At 63.4% G+C, this 19,336-nt stretch carries 18 protein-coding genes; 8 read left to right on the top strand and 10 right to left on the bottom strand.

The features are described from left to right. The first annotated feature begins 42 nt into the window (after nucleotides 1–42). From GTP69_RS16730 to waaA, 4 genes are all read left to right on the top strand, one after another. Entirely contained in the window at nucleotides 43–1,137 is a 1,095-nt protein-coding gene (locus tag GTP69_RS16730) for an MraY family glycosyltransferase (RefSeq protein ID WP_161055928.1), read from the top strand. Between the two features lie 124 nt (nucleotides 1,138–1,261). After that, on the top strand, nucleotides 1,262–2,644 hold the full coding sequence (locus GTP69_RS16725) for a phosphomannomutase/phosphoglucomutase (RefSeq protein ID WP_161055927.1): 1,383 nt from the start codon (nucleotides 1,262–1,264) through the stop codon (nucleotides 2,642–2,644). A gap of 7 nt (nucleotides 2,645–2,651) precedes the next feature. Continuing rightward, nucleotides 2,652–3,644, top strand: coding sequence for a lipopolysaccharide heptosyltransferase I (gene waaC / locus GTP69_RS16720; RefSeq protein WP_161055926.1), 993 nt, complete (start codon nucleotides 2,652–2,654; stop codon nucleotides 3,642–3,644). Between the two features lie 4 nt (nucleotides 3,645–3,648). Further along, on the top strand, nucleotides 3,649–4,932 hold the full coding sequence (gene waaA / locus GTP69_RS16715; RefSeq protein WP_161055925.1) for a lipid IV(A) 3-deoxy-D-manno-octulosonic acid transferase: 1,284 nt from the start codon (nucleotides 3,649–3,651) through the stop codon (nucleotides 4,930–4,932). A gap of 6 nt (nucleotides 4,933–4,938) precedes the next feature. On the opposite strand, the gene GTP69_RS16710 is transcribed toward waaA, so the two are convergent. Continuing rightward, nucleotides 4,939–6,315 (bottom strand): M28 family peptidase, encoded by a 1,377-nt coding sequence (locus tag GTP69_RS16710; protein ID WP_161055924.1) that lies wholly within the window; start codon nucleotides 6,313–6,315, stop codon nucleotides 4,939–4,941. A 123-nt stretch (nucleotides 6,316–6,438) separates the two neighbouring features. Here GTP69_RS16710 and GTP69_RS16705 point away from each other — a divergent pair, with 123 nt between their 5' ends. Beyond that, nucleotides 6,439–6,921, top strand: a complete 483-nt coding sequence (locus GTP69_RS16705) for an Lrp/AsnC family transcriptional regulator (RefSeq protein WP_161055923.1) — start codon at nucleotides 6,439–6,441, stop codon at nucleotides 6,919–6,921. 4 nt (nucleotides 6,922–6,925) lie between these two features. On the opposite strand, the gene GTP69_RS16700 is transcribed toward GTP69_RS16705, so the two are convergent. The 7 genes from GTP69_RS16700 to GTP69_RS16670 all read right to left on the bottom strand — a co-directional run bounded on the left by GTP69_RS16700 (nucleotide 6,926) and on the right by GTP69_RS16670 (nucleotide 14,806). Further along, nucleotides 6,926–7,882 (bottom strand): M48 family metallopeptidase, encoded by a 957-nt coding sequence (locus GTP69_RS16700; protein ID WP_371867982.1) that lies wholly within the window; start codon nucleotides 7,880–7,882, stop codon nucleotides 6,926–6,928. A gap of 5 nt (nucleotides 7,883–7,887) precedes the next feature. Beyond that, complete coding sequence (locus GTP69_RS16695; protein WP_371867980.1) at nucleotides 7,888–8,580, bottom strand: lysophospholipid acyltransferase family protein; 693 nt, start codon at nucleotides 8,578–8,580, stop codon at nucleotides 7,888–7,890. A gap of 66 nt (nucleotides 8,581–8,646) precedes the next feature. Continuing rightward, entirely contained in the window at nucleotides 8,647–9,213 is a 567-nt protein-coding gene (gene gmhB, locus GTP69_RS16690; RefSeq protein ID WP_161055921.1) for a D-glycero-beta-D-manno-heptose 1,7-bisphosphate 7-phosphatase, read from the bottom strand. A gap of 15 nt (nucleotides 9,214–9,228) precedes the next feature. After that, a complete protein-coding gene (gene glyS, locus GTP69_RS16685; RefSeq protein ID WP_161055920.1) occupies nucleotides 9,229–11,337 on the bottom strand; it encodes a glycine--tRNA ligase subunit beta in 2,109 nt (702 codons plus the stop codon). Between the two features lie 15 nt (nucleotides 11,338–11,352). After that, nucleotides 11,353–12,270: a glycine--tRNA ligase subunit alpha gene (gene glyQ / locus GTP69_RS16680; protein ID WP_161055919.1), complete on the bottom strand. Its 918-nt coding sequence runs from the start codon at nucleotides 12,268–12,270 to the stop codon at nucleotides 11,353–11,355. Between the two features lie 80 nt (nucleotides 12,271–12,350). After that, nucleotides 12,351–13,922 (bottom strand): apolipoprotein N-acyltransferase, encoded by a 1,572-nt coding sequence (lnt, locus tag GTP69_RS16675; RefSeq protein WP_161055918.1) that lies wholly within the window; start codon nucleotides 13,920–13,922, stop codon nucleotides 12,351–12,353. After that, nucleotides 13,922–14,806 carry a CorC family transporter gene (locus tag GTP69_RS16670; protein ID WP_161055917.1) on the bottom strand — a complete coding sequence of 295 codons (885 nt, stop codon included), beginning with the start codon at nucleotides 14,804–14,806 and terminating at the stop codon, nucleotides 13,922–13,924. The genes lnt and GTP69_RS16670 overlap by 1 nt, the downstream gene beginning before the upstream one ends. A 182-nt stretch (nucleotides 14,807–14,988) precedes the next feature. Here GTP69_RS16670 and GTP69_RS31730 point away from each other — a divergent pair, with 182 nt between their 5' ends. After that, the gene (locus GTP69_RS31730) at nucleotides 14,989–16,749 is read left to right on the top strand and encodes a DUF4132 domain-containing protein (protein WP_161055916.1); all 1,761 of its coding nucleotides are present in this window, start codon (nucleotides 14,989–14,991) and stop codon (nucleotides 16,747–16,749) included. On the opposite strand, the gene ybeY is transcribed toward GTP69_RS31730, so the two are convergent. Continuing rightward, a complete protein-coding gene (gene ybeY, locus GTP69_RS16660; RefSeq protein WP_161055915.1) occupies nucleotides 16,740–17,204 on the bottom strand; it encodes an rRNA maturation RNase YbeY in 465 nt (154 codons plus the stop codon). The genes GTP69_RS31730 and ybeY overlap by 10 nt on opposite strands. After that, nucleotides 17,188–18,288, bottom strand: coding sequence for a PhoH family protein (locus GTP69_RS16655; RefSeq protein WP_161055914.1), 1,101 nt, complete (start codon nucleotides 18,286–18,288; stop codon nucleotides 17,188–17,190). Before GTP69_RS16655 ends, ybeY begins: the two co-directional genes overlap by 17 nt. A gap of 106 nt (nucleotides 18,289–18,394) precedes the next feature. Here GTP69_RS16655 and GTP69_RS16650 point away from each other — a divergent pair, with 106 nt between their 5' ends. Both GTP69_RS16650 and GTP69_RS16645 read left to right on the top strand, forming a co-directional pair. After that, nucleotides 18,395–18,718, top strand: coding sequence for a hypothetical protein (locus GTP69_RS16650; protein WP_161055913.1), 324 nt, complete (start codon nucleotides 18,395–18,397; stop codon nucleotides 18,716–18,718). Nucleotides 18,719–18,973: 255 nt separating this feature from the next. Next, nucleotides 18,974–19,312 (top strand): hypothetical protein, encoded by a 339-nt coding sequence (locus GTP69_RS16645; protein ID WP_154366540.1) that lies wholly within the window; start codon nucleotides 18,974–18,976, stop codon nucleotides 19,310–19,312. Nucleotides 19,313–19,336: the final 24 nt, after the last annotated feature.

Here is a 19,336-nt window from a genome sequence, read left to right as displayed (position 1 = left end):
ATAATGCTTCGTGTTGCGATACAACGCAGAAATTAAAATAATATGTTTTCCTTCTTACTGAGCTTTATCGCTTCCGCGCTGCTGACATTGCTGGTCATTAAAGAGGCGAGATTGCACGGCCCGGCCCTGGACGCCAATTTCGACGGTGTGCAAAAAGTCCATGCCCACGATGTGGCCCGTATCGGCGGCTTGCCGATCTTTGTGGCTGTGGCGCTCAGTTCCGCCATTTCCATCTGGCGCGTGCCGGTGCTCAGCGACCTGTTGCTGGCGCTGCTGGCCTGCGCTGCCGTGGCCTTCGCCGGCGGCATCCTGGAAGACTATACCGGCCGCGTCAGCCCGACGCGCCGTCTGCTGCTGACCATGGCCGCCGCCACGCTCGGCTATTTCCTGCTGGACGCCCGCATCGACCGCCTCGATCTGCCGTTTGGGTCCTGGGCGCTGCCGTATATGTGGATTACGCTGCCGCTGACGGTGCTGGCGGTGGCCGGCATTGCCAACGCGGTCAATATCATCGACGGTTTTAACGGCCTGGCCAGCGTGGTGTGCATCTGCATGCTGCTGTCGCTCGGTTATGTGGCCTTGCAGGTCAATGATATGTTCGTGCTGATCGCCGCCCTGATGGTGGCCGGCGCCACCGCCGGTTTCCTGATCTGGAATTACCCGGTTGGCCTGATTTTCCTCGGCGACGGCGGCGCCTATTTCATCGGCTTCATGCTGGGCGAGCTGGCGCTGCTGCTGGTGATGCGCAATCCCCAGGTATCGACCTGGTACGCCGCCTTGCTGCTGATTTATCCGACCTTTGAAACCCTGTTTTCCGTCTATCGCCGCATGTTTGTGCGCGGCAAGTCGCCGGCCATGCCGGACGGCATCCACCTGCACAGCCTGATTTTCCGCCGCATCGTCCAGTGGGCAGTGGGCCGCAAGGAGGCGCGCGCGCTGATCCGCCGTAATTCGCTGACGTCGCCGTATCTGTGGCTGTTTTCGCTGATGGCGGTGATTCCTGCCACCGTGTTCTGGCGCCAGACCTGGGTCTTGATGATTTCCTGCCTGCTGTTCATCGGCAGTTACATCTGGATTTACGTGCGCATCGTGCGCTTCAAGGCGCCGCGCTGGATGATACGGCATAAGAAACATTGATTTTTGTGCTGCGCACAATTGCAAGGCTTGCGCGCCGCCATTATCACAATTACTATATGAAAGTTGTGTCTGCTGCAATGCAGGCAAGCTCCTTCCTACTAATCCCGCACGCACAATTCCTACTATGGTCACCTTATCCAAAACCATCTTTAAAGCATACGATATTCGCGGCATCATCGATAAAACCCTGGACGCCGGCGTGGCGCACCAGATCGGCGCCGCCTTTGGCCGTGCCGCGCTGGCCAAGGGGGAGAAGAAAGTCGTGATCGGCCGTGACGGCCGCCTGTCCGGTCCATCGCTGGCCAAGGCGCTGGCCGAGGGCCTGCAATCGTCCGGCGTCGATGTGATCGACCTGGGCGTGGTGGCCACGCCGATGGTGTACTTCGGCACCAATGTGCTGGGCGCGGCGTCCGGCATCATGGTTACCGGCAGCCACAATCCGCCGGACTACAACGGCTTCAAGATGGTGCTCGCAGGCGAGGCCATCCACGGCGAGTCGATCACCGGCCTGTATGACAGCATCGAGGCGCATGACGGTTCGTCGGCCGCCACGCCGGGCGCTTACAGCACCCACGATATCCGCGCCGAGTACCTGCAGCGCATCATCGGCGACGTGAAAATCGCCCGCCCGATCAAGATCGCGGTGGACTGCGGTAACGGCGTGGCCGGCGCATTCGCTGGCGACCTGTATCGCGGCATGGGCTGCGAAGTGGTCGAGCTGTTCTGCGAAGTGGACGGCAATTTCCCGAACCACCACCCAGATCCGGCCCACCCGGAAAACCTGCAAGACCTGATCCGCGCGCTGCAAGAGACCGACGCTGAAATCGGCCTGGCCTTCGACGGTGACGGCGACCGCCTGGGCCTGGTCACCAAGGATGGCCAGATCATTTATCCGGACCGCCAGATGATGTTGTTCGCCGCCGATGTGCTGTCGCGCAATCCTGGCGCCGAGATCCTGTACGACGTGAAATGCACCCGCCACCTGGCGCCGTACATCGAGAAATCGGGCGGCAAGCCGCTGATGTACAAGACCGGCCACTCGCTGGTCAAGGCCAAGCTGAAGGAAACCGGTTCGCCGCTGGGCGGCGAGATGAGCGGCCACATCTTCTTCAAGGACCGCTGGTACGGTTTCGACGACGGCCTGTACGCCGGCGCCCGCATGCTGGAAATCCTGACCAAGGAACAAGACCCGTCGGCGCTGCTGAACGCGCTGCCGCAGTCGGACAGCACGCCCGAGCTGCACCTGCACCTGAAGGAAGGCGAGAACTTCATCGTCATGGACAAGCTGCGCGCCGACGCCAAGTTCCCAGGCAATGAGCGCATCATCACCATCGACGGCCTGCGGGTGGAATACCCGGACGGCTTCGGCCTGGCGCGTTCCTCGAACACCACGCCGGTGATCGTGATGCGCTTCGAGGCGGAAACGCCGGCCGCGCTGGAACGCATCCAGGGCCAGTTCAAGAGCGTGATCCTGGCCGCCAAGCCGGACGCGGAGCTGCCTTTCTAAGCTTGTGATGTCGACGTCAAAGCCGCTGAATATCCTGTTGGTGCGGGTGTCGTCCCTGGGCGACGTGTTGCATAACATGCCAATGGTGGCCGACATCGCCCGCCATTACCCGGACGCGAATATCGACTGGGTGGTGGAGGAGGGCTTTGTCAGCCTGGTGCGGCTGAATGCCCGCGTGCGCAACGTGATTCCGTTTGCGCTGCGGCGCTGGCGCAAGAGTCTCGGCAAGCCGGAAACGCGCGCCGAGATCAAGCAGTTCTTCCGCACGCTGCGCCAGCAGGAATACGATTTTGTGTTCGATACCCAGGGCTTGCTGAAGACCGGCATCATCATGGGCGCCGCGCGCGTGGTCAAAGGCGGCCGTAAGGTCGGCCTGGCCAATGGCAGCGAGGGCTCGGGATATGAGGGCGTCTCGCGCATTTTCCATCACCTGAGCATTCCGACCGATCCGCGTACCCATGCGGTGGCGCGCGGGCGCATCGTCGCCGGTGCGGTGCTCGGCTATCCGGTCGACACGCCGGCCGATTTCGGCCTGCCGGCGGTGCCGGACGATACGCCGCGTCCGGAGTGGATGCCGGAGTCGTATGCCGTGTTCTTCCACGGCACGGCGCGCGACGCCAAGAAGTGGTCGACCGAAAACTGGATCGCGCTGGGCCGTGAGCTGGCGCCATTGCCGGTGCTGCTGCCATGGGGCTCGCCGAAAGAGCTGGCCGAGGCCGAGCGGATCGCCGCCGGCTTGCCGAATGCGCGCGTGCTGCCCAAGCTGTCGATGGCCGATGCCATCATGGTGGCGCGCCGCGCGTCGCTGGTGATCGGCGTCGATACGGGGCTGGTGCACATCGCTGCGGCCTTCGTGCGGCCGACGGTGGAGATTTATGCGGATTCGCCGCGCTGGAAGACTGAAGGTAACTGGTCGCCGCGCATTATCAATTTGGGCGATCAGGGTACGCCGCCAGCGGTGGCGGACGTGCTGGCTGCAGCCCGGAGTTTGCTGGGCTGAGTGTATGCGTTTGTTTTATTCCCTGATGTGGTGGCTGGCCTTGCCGCTGGTGCTCACGCGCCTGTGGCTGCGCGGACGCAAGGAGCCGGGTTATCGCCAGCACTGGGGCGAGCGGCTGGGCTTTTACGGCCGCGCCGCCGAGTCTCCGGCTGCGCCGGTGCTATGGGTGCACGCCGTCTCGGTCGGCGAAACGCGCGCCGCCGAGCCGCTGGTGGACGCCTTGCTGGCCGAGTATCCGTCGAGCCGCATCATCCTCACCCACATGACGCCGACCGGGCGCACCACCGGCAAGTCGCTGTTCGCCAAGCACGGCGAGCGGCTGGTGCAGTCCTATCTGCCGTACGACACGGCCAGCATGGTGTCGCGCTTCATTCGCCATTTCCAGCCCAGCGTTTGCATCCTGATGGAGACCGAAGTCTGGCCGAACCTGATCGCCGTCTGCGGCGCCAAGGACGTGCCGGTGGTGCTGGCCAACGCCCGCCTGTCGGAGCGCTCGCTGCGCAAGGCCACGCGCTTCGGCTCCCTGCTGACCACCGCCGCGCGCGGCATCACGCTGGTGGCCGCACAAACCGAGGCCGACGCACAGCGCGTGCGGTCGCTGGGCGTGCAGCGGGTGGAAGTCACCGGCAGCATCAAGTTTGACGTGGTGGTGCCGGACGCCGCATTGGCCATCGGCGCCGCGCTGCGTGCCGCCATCGGCGAACGTCCGGTGCTGCTGTGCGCCTCCACGCGCGAAGGCGAAGAAGAACTGATCCTGCAAGCGTATGTAAGCGCCCGCTCCGCCTTGCCGGCAGACGTGCTGCTGCTGATCGTGCCACGCCACCCGCAGCGCTTCGACGAAGTGCAGCAACTGATCGCCGCGCGCGGCCTGGTGGCGGAGCGCCGCAGCAAGCTGGCGCTGGACGGCGGCGCCATGGCGCACAGCGTCGACGTGCTGCTGGGTGACTCGATGGGAGAAATGTTTGCCTACTACGCAGCGTGCGATGTCGCGTTTGTCGGCGGCAGCCTGCTGCCGCTGGGCGGCCAGAACCTGATCGAACCGGCGGCCTTGGGCAAACCGGTGCTGATCGGCCAGCACACCTTCAACTTCGAACTGGTGACCGAAGACGCACTGGCCGCCGACGGCGCCCAACGCGTCACCGACGCCAGCGACCTGATCGCCACCACTGGCCGCCTGCTTGGCGACACGGCCGCCCGCAAAACCATGGGCGACAATGCCCAGTCCTTCGCCAACCAACACCGCGGCGCTACCCGCCGCACCTTGGCGTTGCTGCCGTCTCTTTTCTAGTCTGCTCTAGCGCTGTGGCAGCGGGTAAGTGGCGACGCTGACGTTGCCTTCTTTGTCGACCGCCTGTACGCCGAACAGGAAGTTATCCTTGGAGCGTGGAACAACATACTGCGTGGTATTGCCGACGTAGAGCGCGCCTTGCCACTGCGGCGCGGTGGTTTCGCGCCAGACGATGCGGTAGCCGGCGAGATCCGGTTCCTTGTTGGCCTGCCATACCAGCTCCGTGTTGTTGTCCAGCTTGGCGGTGCGCACCTTGACTTGCTGCGGTGCGGCCGGCGCCAGCGCCAGCGACGACAGCGAGGCTGCATTCACGCGCGCCACCTGGGCGATGTAGTTGAAGTCGTCGTATTCCGGCAGGTCGCCGATTTTCTTGCCGCCTTCTTCGCGCAGATCCTGGTGCTGGTGGTTGAAGTCCTCGTTCGGCTCGGTGAAACGCACCGCTGCGTAGCCGCGATCCAGGAACGGGCTGTGGTCGCCGCCGCGCAGGTAGCGGTCGCGCCGGTAAATCACATTGACGCTGAACTTGTCGACATAGCGTTCGCCGGTTTCCTTGATGTGGCGCGCCAGCTGGCGAGTAATGGAGTCGTTCTCGCCGCCGGTGGCAACCAGCGCGCGGTTGGCGTCCGACATTTCCTTGACGGCCGGCACGCCTTCGGCGAACAACCGCACTTGCGTGTTGTCGACATGGCCGTCGTCGGCGCGCGAGCTGCCGATGATGTCGTTGTTCAGCATCCCGGCGATATTCCAGTTCTTCTGCTTGGCCAGCTCGGCCCAGTTGGCAGCACCCAGCAGGCCTTGCTCCTCGGCCGCCACGGTCATGAAGACCAGCGTGGCGTCGAATTTGTGGCGCGCCATGACGCAGGCCATTTCGATCACGGCGGCGGTGCCGGAAGCGTCGTCGTTGGCGCCCGGCGCGTCGCCGGTGGCGTTCATGACGTCGGTCACGCGCGAATCGTAGTGGCCGCTCACCACGTACATGCGGTCCACCGATTCCGCCTGCGTGCCCGGCAGCGTGGCGACCACGTTGACGATCTCGGTCGGCTGGCTCAGGCGCGCCATCACCGGATGTACATGGCTGTCGTAGCTGACCTGCAGACGGCCGCCGGCGGCCGCGCCGCAACGTTCCAGCTCACTCTTGATCCAGCGCCGCGCCGCGCCGATGCCGCGCGTGTCGGAGACGGTGTCGGACATGGTGTGGCGGGTGCCGAAGCTGACCAGCTTGCGCACATAGCCTTCGATGCGCTGCGGCGAAATCTCTTTGACGATCTGGTCGATCTCGGCCTGATGGGCGGTGACGTTGGGACCGGCGTCGGCGGCGATGGCGCCGGTGGCAAAGCACAGCAGCAACGCCGCCGGCAGGGTCTTGCGAGTGATGAATTGCATGGACTTCCTTGTCGTATCGGATGCAATGATTATAGCTAGGCGAAGAAACAATATCTTGCTATATTCCTTTGGATCTTCTGACCGTTCTCGCAATGAAAACGTCATTCAACCCAAGTAAGCGCAATGAATATGCTAAAAGTGAAGCTGGATCGCACCGATATGAAGATACTGGAAGCCCTGCAGGAAGATGCGCGGCTGTCGAGCGCCGAACTGGCGGAGCGGGTGTCGCTGACCACGTCGCCGTGCTGGCGGCGCGTCAAGCGCCTGGAGGAAGAGGGCATCATTCGCGGCTATCAGGCGCGGCTCGATTCGCGCAAGCTGGGGTATCAGGTCATGGCGTTCGTGCAGATTTCGCTGGAGCTGAAAGACACCGCCAATGTCCAGGCTTTTGAGCGTGCCGCCCAGGCGATTCCGCAGGTGCTGGCGTGCCACCGCATTTCGGGGCGCTACGATCATCAGCTGACGGTGGTGGCGGAAGACCTGATCGCGTACGGCGCGTTTGCCGAGATTCATATCAACGGCCTGCCGGGCATCAAGGAGATTTACACCTCATTCGTGCTGCACGAGGTGAAGGCGCCGGTCAATCCGCCGCTGCCGCAGGTGTGAACCTTCAGGGGAACAGCACCGGCAGCTCTTGCGAGCGTTTGCGCAGCAGGTTTTTGGCGTCTTCGTATTCGGGATAAATCAGGCCGACGGTGTCCCAGAACTGCTGGCTATGATTCATTTCCAGGATGTGCGACAGTTCGTGCGCCACCACGTAGTCGATCAGCGGCAGCGAGAAGTGGATCAGCTTCCAGTTCAGGCGGATCTTGCGGTCGGCGGTGCACGAGCCCCAGCGTGTGCCGGCCGAGGTCAGGCCGAACGAGTGGTACTGCACGCCCAGCCGGGCGGCGTACAAATCCAGGCGCTCTTCAAACAGCGCCTTGGCCTGCTGCTGGTACCAGGCCTTGACGCGTTCCTTCAGCTGGTTCTCGCTGGCGCCCGGCATCATGGTCATCCACAGCTCGCGGGTGTTGGGATTGTAGATGCTGCGATTGCGGCCGCCCACCAGCAGCCGCAGCGTGATGTCCTGGCCCAGATACGGAATCTGCGTGCCGTCGATCCATTCCACCGGCGGCTTTTGCAGCCGCGCCGCGCGGCGTTCGCGCCGCTCTTTCAGTTTGCTGAGTATCCAGTGCTGCTTGGTGCGGATCGCCTCGTCGATTTCGGCGATGGTGATGCGCTTGGGCGCAGTCACGCGCAGGCCGTCGTCGTCGATCATGAAGCCGATCGAACGCCGCGTCGAGCGACGCAGTTCGTATTCGAGGATGAAATCGCCCACCATCAACTGCCGGCGCGGCGGCAGGTCGGGCGGCGGCGCCACCAGCGGCCGGGTCTTGACCGGTACCGCAGTTTCCGGCGGGGCGACGTAAGGCGATACGGGAGGTGGCTTGGTCGAGGTGGCAGGCGTCGGCGGAACCGACCATACCGGCGTGGTGTACACCGGCTTGGGAGGTGCGGAGGCCTCCCGTCCAAACAGGTCTGGCTGATTCGGATCAGGGGACGCCGGTTTGACCAGCGTCGCCAGATCGTCTAACCAGCGTTGTAAGCGTGGGGCGAAATGACGCGCATTTCTGATTCTATCCAAGTTTCCACCTGTTGCATCATGCTGTCCGGGGTTTGACCCTCCGGCGAGATTGGCTTACCTATCGATACTGTAACAAGGCCGGGCCGTTTGATGAAAGAGTTTTTTGGCCAGCATTCGCCCGAGTTGTGGGCAATCGGCACAACCACGGCGTTGGTTTCGATCGCCAGCCGGGTGCCGCCGCTCTTGTACTTGCCGGTCTGGCCGACCGGAATCCGCGTCCCTTCCGGGAACATGATAATCCACAGGCCTTGCTCCAGCCGGCGCTTGCCGTGACGGACCACGTGCTTGAAGGCGTGCTTGCCCTGCTTGCGATCGATCGGGATCATGCGCAGCAGCGCCATGGCCCAGCCGAAGAACGGAATGTACAGGATCTCCTTCTTGAACACGAACACCAGTGGACGCGGCATGTTCGGCAGCAGGAAGATGGTTTCCCACGCCGACTGGTGCTTGGACAGCACGATGGCCGGCGCGTCCGGGAAGTTCTCCTGGCCGCGGATTTCGTAGCGGATGCCGCAGATGACCTTCAGGCACCAGATCATGAACACGTTCCAGCGCGAGGTGATGAAGAAGCGCTGGCGGTACGGCAGCGGCGCCGCCAGGAAGCAGATGCAGGACCAGAAAATGGTCGACACCACCATGACGATGGTGAAGATCAGGGAACGCAGAAATAAAATGGGATGACCCAATGCAGACTCCAAAAACAATTAACTGACAACGTGCAGCGCCGGCGGCACGCTGGTTTTCAGCAGGTGCGTGACCATCGCGGCCAAGTCCGGGAACACCACGGTGCCGGGCGGCAGACCGCCGGTGGACTGGGTCTTTTCGCCTTTGCCGGTGAGGACCAGGTATGGCACGCAGCCGCTGACGTAACCAGCCTGCAGGTCGCGCAGCGAATCGCCCACTACCGGCACGCCTTTCAGGCTGATTTTATAGCGCTGCGAGATTTCTGTGAACATGCCCGGCTTTGGCTTGCGGCAGTCGCAGTTGTCGGCCGCCGCATGAGGGCAGAAGAACACCGCATCGATGTCCGCGCCGACTTGCTGCGCCAGGTTGTGCATCTTCTGGTGGATGGCGTTGAGGATGGTCATGTCGAAGAACTCGCGGGCGATGCCCGACTGGTTCGACGCCACCACCACCCGGTAGCCGGCCTGGTTCAACTTGGCGATCGCCTCCATCGAGCCGGGAATGGGGATCCACTCCGCCGGCGATTTGATGAAGTCCGGCGAATCGTGGTTGATAACGCCGTCGCGATCGAGAATGATCAGTTTCATGGACGGCGTACCCATTTACGCCGCCAGTTTCGAGATGTCGGCCACGCGGTTCATCATCCCGTGCAGGGAGGACAACAGCGCCAGACGGTTGTTACGCAGGGCGACATCTTCCGCCATCACCATCACGTCGTTGAAGAAGGCGTCGACTTCTTCCTTCAGCTGCGCCAGCGTTTTCAGCGTGCCGGCGAAGTCGCCGTTGTTGAAGGCGGCGTCGATTTCCGGCAGCACTCGCACCACGGCGGTGTTGAGGTTTTTCTCGGCGGTGTCCTGCAGCAGCGCGATGTTGACGCCATGCTCGCCAACGGCGGCCAGGGCTTCTTCGTTCTTCTTCAGGATGTTGGTGATACGCTTGTTGGCCGATGCCAGCGAGGCCGATTCCGGCAGCGCGGCGAAGGCTTGCACGGCTTCCAGGCGCTGCACGATGTCGTCCAGGCGGTCCGGGTTCTGCGCGACTACGGCTTCGATCTCGTTGACCGAGAAGCCGCGCTCACGCAGGATGCCGCGCAGGCGGTCGTACATAAAGGTCGCGACGTCGGCCGATGGGTCTTTGAAGCCAGGCACCGACTGGAACAGCTGTGCGGCTTGCGCCAGCAGGCTGCTGATCGACAGCGACAGGCGCTTTTCGATCAGCATGCGCAGCACGCCCAGTGCATGGCGGCGCAGCGCGAACGGATCTTTGTCGCCGGTTGGCGCCAGGCCGATGGCCCAGATGCCGACCAGGGTTTCCAGCTTGTCGGCCAGCGCCACGGCGGTGCCGGTGATGGTGGTCGGCAGGGCGTCGCCGGCAAAGCGCGGCTGGTAGTGTTCCGACGCGGCCAGCGCGACGTCTTCCGGTTCGCCGTCGTTGCGGGCGTAGTAGGTGCCCATGATGCCTTGCAGCTCAGGGAACTCGCCGACCATCTCGGTGACCAGATCGGCCTTCGACAGTTTGGCGGCGCGTTGCGCCAGCGCGGCGTCGCCGCCGATGGCGGTGGCGATGAAGCCGGCCAGCGCTGCAACGCGTTCGCCGCGCGCGCCTTGCGTGCCCAGTTTGTTGTGGTAGACGATTTTGTCCAGCAGCGGCAGGCGCGATTCCAGCGTCTTCTTCTTGTCTTGCTCGAAGAAGAACTTGGCGTCGGACAGGCGCGGACGCACCACGCGCTCGTTGCCGTTGATGATGGCGTCAGGCGTGTCGGTGGCGATGTTCGAGACGATCAGGAAGCGCGAGCGCAGCTTGCCGTTGGTGTCGGTCAGCGCGAAATACTTTTGATTGGTCTGCATGGTGAGGATCAGGCATTCCTGCGGCACGGCCAGGAATTCTTCCTCGAAGTTGCATTCGTAGACCACCGGCCATTCGACCAGCGCGGACACTTCGTCCAGCAGCGCTTCCGGCATCAGCACCAGGTCGGCGCCGGCCTTGGCCAGCAGCTCGGCGCGGATCTGTTCCTTGCGCTCTTCGACGGACGCCAGTACTTTGCCTTCGCTTTTCAGCGTGGCGGCGTAGGTATCGGCGTTGGCGATGGTGACGGCGCGTTGGCCCGGCGCGGTCAGGAAACGGTGGCCTTCGGTGACGTTGGCGGCGGTCAGGCCGAGCAAGGTCAGTGGCAGCACGGTCTCACCATGCAGCGCGATCAGCGCGTGCGCAGGACGCACGAACTGCACGGTGGCGCCGTCCGGACGCTGGTAGCTCATCACTTTTGGAATCGGCAGCTTGGCGACCGATTCTTCCAGCGCCGCTTGCAGGCCGGCTTGCAGCGCGCTGCCGGCGGCGGTGTAGGTGTAGAAGAAGCTTTCGGCTTTGCCGTCCTGCGCGCGTTCCAGATCAGCCACGGTCAGGTCAGGGAAGCCCAGTGCGGCCAGTTTCTTTGCCAGCGGCGGCGTGCCGTTGCCGGCGGCGTCCAGCGCGACCGACACCGGCAGCACTTTTTCGCGGATCGATTTGTCCGGCGACACGGCGCGCACTTTGGTGATGGACACCGCCAGGCGGCGCGGCGTGGCGTAGGCGGTGGCGACGCTGTCGGCTTCCAGGAAGTCGCGCGATTTCAGGCCGTTGACGATGCCGTCCGCGAAAGCCTTGCCCAGTTTGGCGAGCGCCTTCGGCGGCAGTTCTTCGGTCAGCAGTTCGATGAGCAGAGTTTGAGTCATATCGTTTATATCGTTTTATTCAGCGGCGACAGCGGCGGTCTTCGGAGCCATAGGGAAGCCCAGGCGCTCACGCGAATCGTAGTAAGCCTGCGCCACGAGGCGCGACAAGGTGCGCACGCGGCCGATGTAGGCGGCGCGCTCGGTGACCGAGATGGCGCCGCGCGCGTCCAGCAGGTTGAAGCTGTGCGAAGCCTTCATGATCTGCTCATAGGCAGGCAGCGTCAGTTGCGCTTCGATCAGGCGCTTGGCTTCCGATTCGTGGTTGTTAAACTGCGAGAACAGCAGCTCGGTGTTCGAATGCTCGAAGTTGTAGGCCGATTGTTCCACTTCGTTCTGGTGGAAGACGTCGCCGTACTTCAGCGTCTTGGTCTCGCCATTCTCTTCCCAGGTGGTCCACACCAGGTCATACATATTCTCGACGCCTTGCAGGTACATGGCCAGACGCTCGACGCCGTAGGTGATTTCACCCAGCACCGGTTTGCAATCCAGGCCGCCGACCTGCTGGAAGTAGGTGAACTGCGTCACCTCCATGCCGTTCAGCCAGACTTCCCAACCCAGGCCCCAGGCGCCCAGCGTCGGCGATTCCCAGTCGTCTTCGACGAAGCGGACATCGTTCTGCTTCAGGTCCAGGCCCAGTGCTTCCAGCGAACCCAGATACAGGTCGAGGATGTTTTCCGGCGCCGGCTTCATCACCACCTGGTACTGGTAGTAGTGCTGGCCGCGGTTCGGGTTCTCGCCATAGCGGCCGTCTTTCGGGCGGCGCGACGGCTGCACGTAGGCGGCGCGCCAAGGCTCAGGGCCGATCGCGCGCAGGAACGTACCGGTGTGGAAGGTGCCGGCGCCGACTTCCATGTCGTAGGGCTGGAGCAGGGCGCAGCCTTGCTTGTCCCAGTAGGTTTGCAAGGTCAGGATAATTTGTTGAAATGTCAGCATCTTGTATTGTCGGTGGCGCGCCCGGGCAGGGGCCGGCGGGCGCGCGGTTGCAGTTTCGCTAAAGGGATGATTTTAGCGGGTTAAGCGGCTTTTGGCTGATTTTTTGCGCGGCGCGTCAAAAACCATGCGGCCGCCAGGGACAGCGCGGTCAGGGCCAGGAACAGCTTGTTCCCCCAGATGATATAGGGCGTGCTGCCTCCCATGCCCTGCACATTGGCGGCCAGGGTGCCGAAGGTGTTGGCCGGCAGCTGCTGCACCACTTTGCCTTCGCCATTGATGATGGCGGTGGCCCCGGTATTGGTCGCCCGCAGCATGGGACGGCCGGTTTCCAGGCTGCGCATTTGCGAGATCTGCAAATGCTGCGGAATGGCGATGGTGTCGCCAAACCAGGCCAGGTTGGAGATGTTGAGCAGCAGCGTGGCCGGTTTCTGGTCCTGCGCCGGGTGGTTCAACTGGTCGGCGATTTCCTCGCCAAACAAGTCTTCGTAGCAGATGTTGGGCAGCACGCGCTGGTCTTTGATCGGGAACGCCGGCTGGATGTCGCGGCCACTGGTCTGGTCGCCCAGCGGGATCGACATCAGGTTGACGAACCAGCGGAAGCCGAACGGAATGAATTCGCCATACGGCACCAGGTGGTGCTTGTCATAGCGGTAGTAGCCGTCGCTCTGGCGTGGCGTGATGCCGATCGCGCTGTTGAAATACGCGGTCTGGCTGTCAGCCAGCGGAATGCCGAGGATCAGGTTGCTGTTGGTCTTGTTCAGGAACTGGGCGATGCCCGGCAGGTAATCCGGCGGCAGTTGCTGCGGCAGCATGACGATGGCCGTCTCCGGCGTGGCGATCAGATCGGCCGGTGCGGCGGTGATGGCGTCCTGGTACAGCTTGAGCGTGGACATCACCTTGGCGCCGTTGAACTTCTCATCCTGCGGGATATTTCCTTGCAGCAGACGCACCGAAATCGGCTTGCCTTCCGGGTAAGTCCAGTGCAGGAAGCTGAGGCCGACGCCGGTCACGCCGATGGCGACCACCAGTCCGGCGGCGCGCAGCCGGGTACGGTGCAGCAGCAACAGCAGGGCGCCGGCCATGACGGCCGCCAGCCAGCCGAGGCCGTACATGCCGATGATCGGCGCAAAGCCGGCCAGCGGGCTGTGATTATGGGCGTAGCCGGACGACAGCCACGGGAAGCCGGTGAACAGCCAGCCGCGCAGCCATTCGAACAGCGCCCACACGGCCGGGAACACCAGCAGGTTGGCGACCGGCAGCGGCAGCGTCCAGCGCTTACGCAGCCAGGCGGCGCTGGCCATGGCGGCGGCGCCGTAAATGCCCATGGCGGCGCCCAGCAGCAGCACGGCGGCGGCGGCCAGCGGCGCCGGCATGTCGCCATAGGTATGCATCGACACGTACAGCCAGTGGACGCCGGCGGCGGTCCAGCCGGTGACGAAGGCCCAGCCGATCAGCGCGGCAGCCTTGATGCTGGAGCTGCGCAGGACCTGGTAGAACAGCGTGGCCAGGCCGAGGATTTCGAGCGGCCACCAGCCGAACGGCGCAAAGGCGAACACGCACAATGCGCCGGCCAGGCCGGTGATCACCATCCGGCCTCGGGTCGAGCGTTGCGGCTTGGGGGGATCGTTGGGATTGGCGCGGCGAAAGCGCATTATGCGTCGTCGTCGTGGACCGGTGCCGGCGGCAGTTTTTCCACCGTCAGCACGTGGATCTGGCGGGCGTCGGCGCGCAGCACTTCAAAGCGCAAGCCTTCAAAGTCGAAGGTGTCGCCCTTGTGCGGCATGCGGCCGAGGTGCTTGGCGACCAGGCCGCCGATGGTGTCGACGTCGTCGTCCGGCAGCGCGGTGTCCAGCTCTTCGTTGAACTGCTCGATCTCGGTCAGCGCCTTGACGCGCCAGCGCGGGCCGTGCTGGCCTTCGCGGATCGACAGGATGTTGTCTTCTTCCTCGTCGAAATCGTACTCGTCCTCGATGTCGCCAACGATTTGTTCCAGCACGTCTTCGATGGTGATCAGGCCGGCGACGCCGCTGTACTCATCCACCACGATGGCCATGTGGTTGTGGTTGGCGCGGAAATCGCGCAGCAGCACGTTCAGGCGTTTCGATTCCGGGATGAAGATGGCGGGCCGCAGCATGTCGCGCACGTCGAACGATTCTTCGGCGTAGTAGCGCAGCAGGTCTTTGGCCAGCAGGATGCCGATCACCTTGTCGCGTTCGCCTTCGATGGCCGGGAAGCGCGAGTGGGCGGTGTCCAGCACCAGCGGCATCCATTCTTCGATCGGCTTGGAGATATCGATGACGTCCATCTGCGAGCGCGGAATCATGATATCGCGGGCGGACAGATCCGACACCTGGAACACGCCTTCGATCATCGACAGGGCGTCGGCGTCGATCAGGTTGCGTTCGTGGGCGTCATGCAGAACTTCGAGCAGCTCCGATCGGTTCTCGGGCTCGGGGGAAATCAGTGCGGTCAGCCGTTCAAACAGCGACCTGTGGGGTTTAGCGTCAGTCTTGACGCTACTAGAGTGCTCTTGCATAGGAGGCGTGAGCCATTGTTTTGAAGGGGTATAGGATACACCAAAAGCGCCCGAAGGCCGATTTTGTCAGAAAAGCAGCATTTCTGGAGGCATGCTACATTGGCTTTATGCTACCAGAACCGCCTCATTTACACATCGTACCATTGGCAGATGCAGCGGCGTGCACCGCTGCTTTCCGGGCTGTGGAGAATGCCGATCAAGCGATCGAATGCCTGTCCTGGCTGCGTTGCGCGCCGCCGCCGGAAGTGGCCGCCGAACTGCGCCGCGTGCTGGGCGAGCCGGAGGCCTGGACCGAGCACATTCACCGCAGCCACGCGCTGGCGCGCTGGGCTGGCGCCGGCATCCAGGCGCGGCTGGCGGCACTGGTGCGCGACCGTTACGCCAACTCGTCCTACCTGTTGCAGGAGTTGGAGCTGTTTAGCCAACTGAGCGATCAATCCGCGCTGGCGCTCGGCGGCTCGCGTTGGTCGATGATTTTCTGGGCCGGGCAGGAAGATGCGGATGCCGATCCGGCGCTGGTGCTGGCGGAAGATGCGGCGTATCTCGACTTCGCCCGTGACATCCTTGAGCAGGCGGGGCGGCGGCTGGATGAGATCCACGCCGGCGCCGTGCCGTATGTGGCGGATGGCGCGTTTTCGGTCAACGATACGCCGGTGATCGCCCGCGCGGTGCGGGTAGCGGCCTTGCGCGACGAGCCATGGCTACCGGAGTTGTTGCCGCGCCTGCTGACCTTGTCCTGCGTGGCGCCGGGCACGGCGAAGACGGCGCCGTCGCAGTCGCTGGCGATTGCGCTCGGCCATTCGATCGAGGGCGTGCCGACGCCGGAAGGAGTGCAGGCCCTGCGCGCGGCGCTGGCGGTGGTGCGGCATGCCGGTGTGCAGAAGAAGCTGGCGCGCAATCTCAAGCCGGCCGAGCGGACGTTGCTGGAGCGGCCGGCGGTGGCGTTGCGGCTCACCGGCATGCTGAAGGCCAGCAAGCGCGAACAGGGCATGGTGGCCGGCAGCCTGGAAGCCAGCTGGTGGCTGGGGGCCACCTTGGACATGACGGCGTGGCGCGGCCTGCTGCAATCGGCTGCCGGCGGCCCTGTGGCGCGCACGCTGGTGTGGCGCGCGGCATGGGAAGGAGCGCGCGTCAGCTTTCTGGGCGACGACGAGCCTGATGGTCTGTCGGAGTCGGCGCGGCTGTCCTTGTGGCATCCGCTGCATGCCGACGATGCGGAGCGCGCGGCATGGCAGGCGCTGGCTGCACAGCGCCGCTTGCGCCAGCCGCTGCGGCAGATTTATCGCGAGTTCTACCTGCCGCCCGAGGACTTTGCCGGTCATGTGCTGGCGGTGCGCCAACTGGTCGGCCTGGCGCGGCGCGAGGGCTGGAAGATCGCCGCCTACGCCGGCCTGGCGCGGCAATTCGGCGCAGTGCGCGTGGTGCTCAAGCTCAGTGGCGACATCTATCCCGGCGCCGACGGTTATACGGAAACGCTGGGCCTGGCTTTCCAGCTACGCGACGGCAAGCACTGGCGCGAGCGCGTGCCGGAGCAGATCGATCCTGTGGTGTATTCGGAAGCCTGCCGCGCGGTTGACCTGCTGGTCAGCGTGGCCGGACTGGCGTTGCTGGTTGGGGATGATTTGCCGGATGAAGTGCGTGGACGCCATCTGGCGCACCTGGCGTCGCTGCAGCGCGGGCACATGGTGGCGATGCGGCGGCATGCGCTGGAACTGGCGCTGGCGCCGCTGATTGACGCCGGTAAGGTGGTGGTGACGGAACGGGAAGTGGATCTGGCGGATTACCGGATCAACCTGGCGACCGGCCGCGTGACACGGGCCGGTGCGCCGGTGGAGATAGACATCAAGGCTGGCGGCAAGCTGGCCGCCGTGCCGTGGCTGCCGTATGACGAAGTGCTGCTGGAGCGCATCGCCGGCACGGTCAGCGCGCTGCTTCAGGCGTAAGGATCGGCGTAGCCCAGTTCCGCCAGGATCTCGGTTTCGATGCCTTCCATTTCGGTGGCTTCTTCATCGTCCATGTGGTCGTAGCCTTGGGCGTGCAACACGCCGTGGATGATCAGGTGGGCGGTGTGTTCTTCCACGGTTTTCTTCTGCTCGGCCGCTTCCTTCTCCAGCACGTCGGTGCAGAGGATGATGTCGGCTTGGGTCGGGGCGTCGTCGGGCAGTTCTTCTTCGCCTTCGTTGTAGGCGAAGGTCAGCACATTGGTGGCGTAGTCCTTGCCGCGGTATTCGCGGTTCAGGGTCTGGCCTTCTGCGGCGTCGACAAAGCGGATGGTCAGCTCGGCCGGCGCGAACAGCGCGGCCTGCACCCACTTGCGGATTTTCGGACGGGTAATGCTTTCTTGCAGGCGCGGATCGGCGTACTGCACCGACAGCGTCAGTTTATTTTTTGCGGACATTTTTCAGGGCGGTAGCTTTGAGGAGGGGCGCGATTTCCGCCTCGTGGTTATGGGCGGTTTCGTAGGCGTCGACGATGCGCGCCACCAGCGGGTGACGCACCACGTCTTCGCTGTTGAAATGGCTGAAGGCGATGCCGCGCACTTCCTTTAGCACCTGGATGGCGTCCACCAGGCCGCTCTTCTGGCTCTTGTGCAGGTCGACCTGGGTGACGTCGCCGGTGATCACGGCCTTGCTGCCGAAGCCGATGCGGGTCAGGAACATTTTCATCTGCTCGACGGTGGTGTTCTGCGCCTCGTCCAGGATCACAAAGGCGTGGTTCAGCGTGCGGCCGCGCATGTAGGCCAGCGGGGCGATTTCAATCACCTGCTTCTCGAACATTTTTTGCGTGCGGTCAAAGCCCAGCAGGTCGTACAGCGCGTCGTACAGCGGACGCAGATACGGATCGACCTTCTGCGACAGGTCGCCCGGCAGGAAGCCGAGGCGCTCGCCGGCTTCCACCGCCGGCCGGGTCAGGATGATGCGCTTGACGGCGTCGCGCTCCAGCGCATCGACCGCGCAGGCCACCGCCAGATAGGTCTTGCCGGTGCCGGCCGGACCGACGCCGAAGCTGATGTCGTGTTCAAGGATGTTGCGCAGGTAGCGGATCTGGTGCGGCGTGCGGCCGCGCAGGTCGGCGCGGCGGGTCTTCAGCACCGGGCTGTTGATGTCGATTTCGATGGCCGGCACCACTTCGACCTTGCGCGGCTTGGCGGCCGGCGCCTCGGCTGTCGAAGTATCCGGCACCAGCTCGGCGACGTTATTGGCGTGCATGCTGGCGCGCTGTTCGACCAGTGCCAGTTGCACTTCTTCGATCGGCACGATCTTGTTGGCGATGGCGTAGAAGTGTTCGAGGATCTCGACCGCGCGTTCGGCGTTGTGGCCGCTGACGATGAACTTTTCGCCGCGACGGAAAATGGTGACGTCCAGCGCGGCAGAAATCTGGCGCAGGTTTTCGTCGAGCGGGCCGCACAAATGGGCCAGGCGCGCGTTATCGAGCGGCTCGGGGACGAAGTAGTGCGGCTGGACTGGAGTTTTGGTTTTCAATGGGTGCTTTTACGAGAGAAGGCCGCAGAAACGGCACAGGCGCTAGTTTATCGTATTTGCCGCAAGCAGCACTTGATTTTGCTTGCCTTTGCGCTACAGTGGAGTCATGGCAATTAATGTTACTTCCACCTCCAACGCGAATCCGGTGCAGCTGAACCTGCGCGAGACCCGCGCCAACCGCGCCGAGCAGCGTAGCGAGCAGGCGGGGGAGACGCGTCGCACCGAGCAAACCAACCGCAGCCAAAAGGACGACGCGGTGCTCAAGCAGCGCGTCAAGGAAAACACCGAAGCCACCCGCAGCCAATCCCGCAACAACGATGACGCCGCCGCAATCGACCGCCGCGCGGCCCAGCAGGCCGACAAAAAAGCCGACACCCAGCGCCGCGACAGCGAAAAAACGCTGGGCCGCAATATCGACACCACCGCGTAATTCGCGCTTCCCCTTGCCGCTGTAAAGCTGAACTTGCTTTGTGTAACAGTTTCCTACAAGTTCTTGTGTGCGACAGTTTTCGTTCCCATGTGATGAAATAGCATTGTTGCTAAGGTTTCTAGCCACTGATTGATGTCGAACAATCTTAGCCCGGTGCGTGCTGGTATCTTGTGTAAATAGCAATTCCGTATTCTAAGTTTTGCTTAAGTTCAAACCAGCACTATCTGTTCACCCCAACTCACGAGGAAATTCATCATGGCACATCATGCTCTCGCTTCCCAGGAAAGCTACAATCCTAACCACCTGCTGGATATCTTGCTCGGCAAGATGCAGCTGAAGAACGATGCCGCGCTGTCGCGTCTGCTGGAAGTCGCGCCGCCGGTGATCAGCAAAATCCGCCACCACCGTCTGCCAGTCGGCGCCTCGCTGCTGATCCGCATGCACGAAGTGACCGGCATGAGCATCCGCGACCTGCGCGACCTGATGGGCGACCGCCGCACCAAATACCGCCTGTCCGACGCCCAGGGCCGTCCGAAGCCAGAAGATCGTCCAGCAGCTGACAAGGCCCAGGCCGGAAACGCGGCTCATCACTGATGCGCCCCCAGCGCATGCGCCTGC

This window comes from Duganella levis (assembly GCF_009857605.1).
In the GTDB taxonomy this organism is placed as follows: Bacteria; Pseudomonadota; Gammaproteobacteria; order Burkholderiales; family Burkholderiaceae_D; genus Rugamonas; species Rugamonas levis.
This window is presented reverse-complemented; position numbering and strand designations above follow the sequence as displayed.

Excerpts from the sequence above, each read along its gene's own strand:
- GTP69_RS16730 (WP_161055928.1), top strand. The coding sequence starts at position 43 with ATGTTTTCCTTCTTACTGAGCTTTATCGCTTCCGCGCTGCTGACATTG.
- GTP69_RS16725 (WP_161055927.1), top strand. The coding sequence starts at position 1,262 with ATGGTCACCTTATCCAAAACCATCTTTAAAGCATACGATATTCGCGGC.
- waaC (WP_161055926.1), top strand. The coding sequence starts at position 2,652 with ATGTCGACGTCAAAGCCGCTGAATATCCTGTTGGTGCGGGTGTCGTCC.
- waaA (WP_161055925.1), top strand. The coding sequence starts at position 3,649 with ATGCGTTTGTTTTATTCCCTGATGTGGTGGCTGGCCTTGCCGCTGGTG.
- GTP69_RS16710 (WP_161055924.1), bottom strand. The coding sequence starts at position 6,315 with ATGCAATTCATCACTCGCAAGACCCTGCCGGCGGCGTTGCTGCTGTGC.
- GTP69_RS16705 (WP_161055923.1), top strand. The coding sequence starts at position 6,439 with ATGAATATGCTAAAAGTGAAGCTGGATCGCACCGATATGAAGATACTG.
- GTP69_RS16695 (WP_371867980.1), bottom strand. The coding sequence starts at position 8,580 with ATGGTGGTGTCGACCATTTTCTGGTCCTGCATCTGCTTCCTGGCGGCG.
- gmhB (WP_161055921.1), bottom strand. The coding sequence starts at position 9,213 with ATGAAACTGATCATTCTCGATCGCGACGGCGTTATCAACCACGATTCG.
- glyS (WP_161055920.1), bottom strand. The coding sequence starts at position 11,337 with ATGACTCAAACTCTGCTCATCGAACTGCTGACCGAAGAACTGCCGCCG.
- glyQ (WP_161055919.1), bottom strand. The coding sequence starts at position 12,270 with ATGCTGACATTTCAACAAATTATCCTGACCTTGCAAACCTACTGGGAC.
- lnt (WP_161055918.1), bottom strand. The coding sequence starts at position 13,922 with ATGCGCTTTCGCCGCGCCAATCCCAACGATCCCCCCAAGCCGCAACGC.
- GTP69_RS16670 (WP_161055917.1), bottom strand. The coding sequence starts at position 14,806 with ATGCAAGAGCACTCTAGTAGCGTCAAGACTGACGCTAAACCCCACAGG.
- ybeY (WP_161055915.1), bottom strand. The coding sequence starts at position 17,204 with ATGTCCGCAAAAAATAAACTGACGCTGTCGGTGCAGTACGCCGATCCG.
- GTP69_RS16650 (WP_161055913.1), top strand. The coding sequence starts at position 18,395 with ATGGCAATTAATGTTACTTCCACCTCCAACGCGAATCCGGTGCAGCTG.
- GTP69_RS16645 (WP_154366540.1), top strand. The coding sequence starts at position 18,974 with ATGGCACATCATGCTCTCGCTTCCCAGGAAAGCTACAATCCTAACCAC.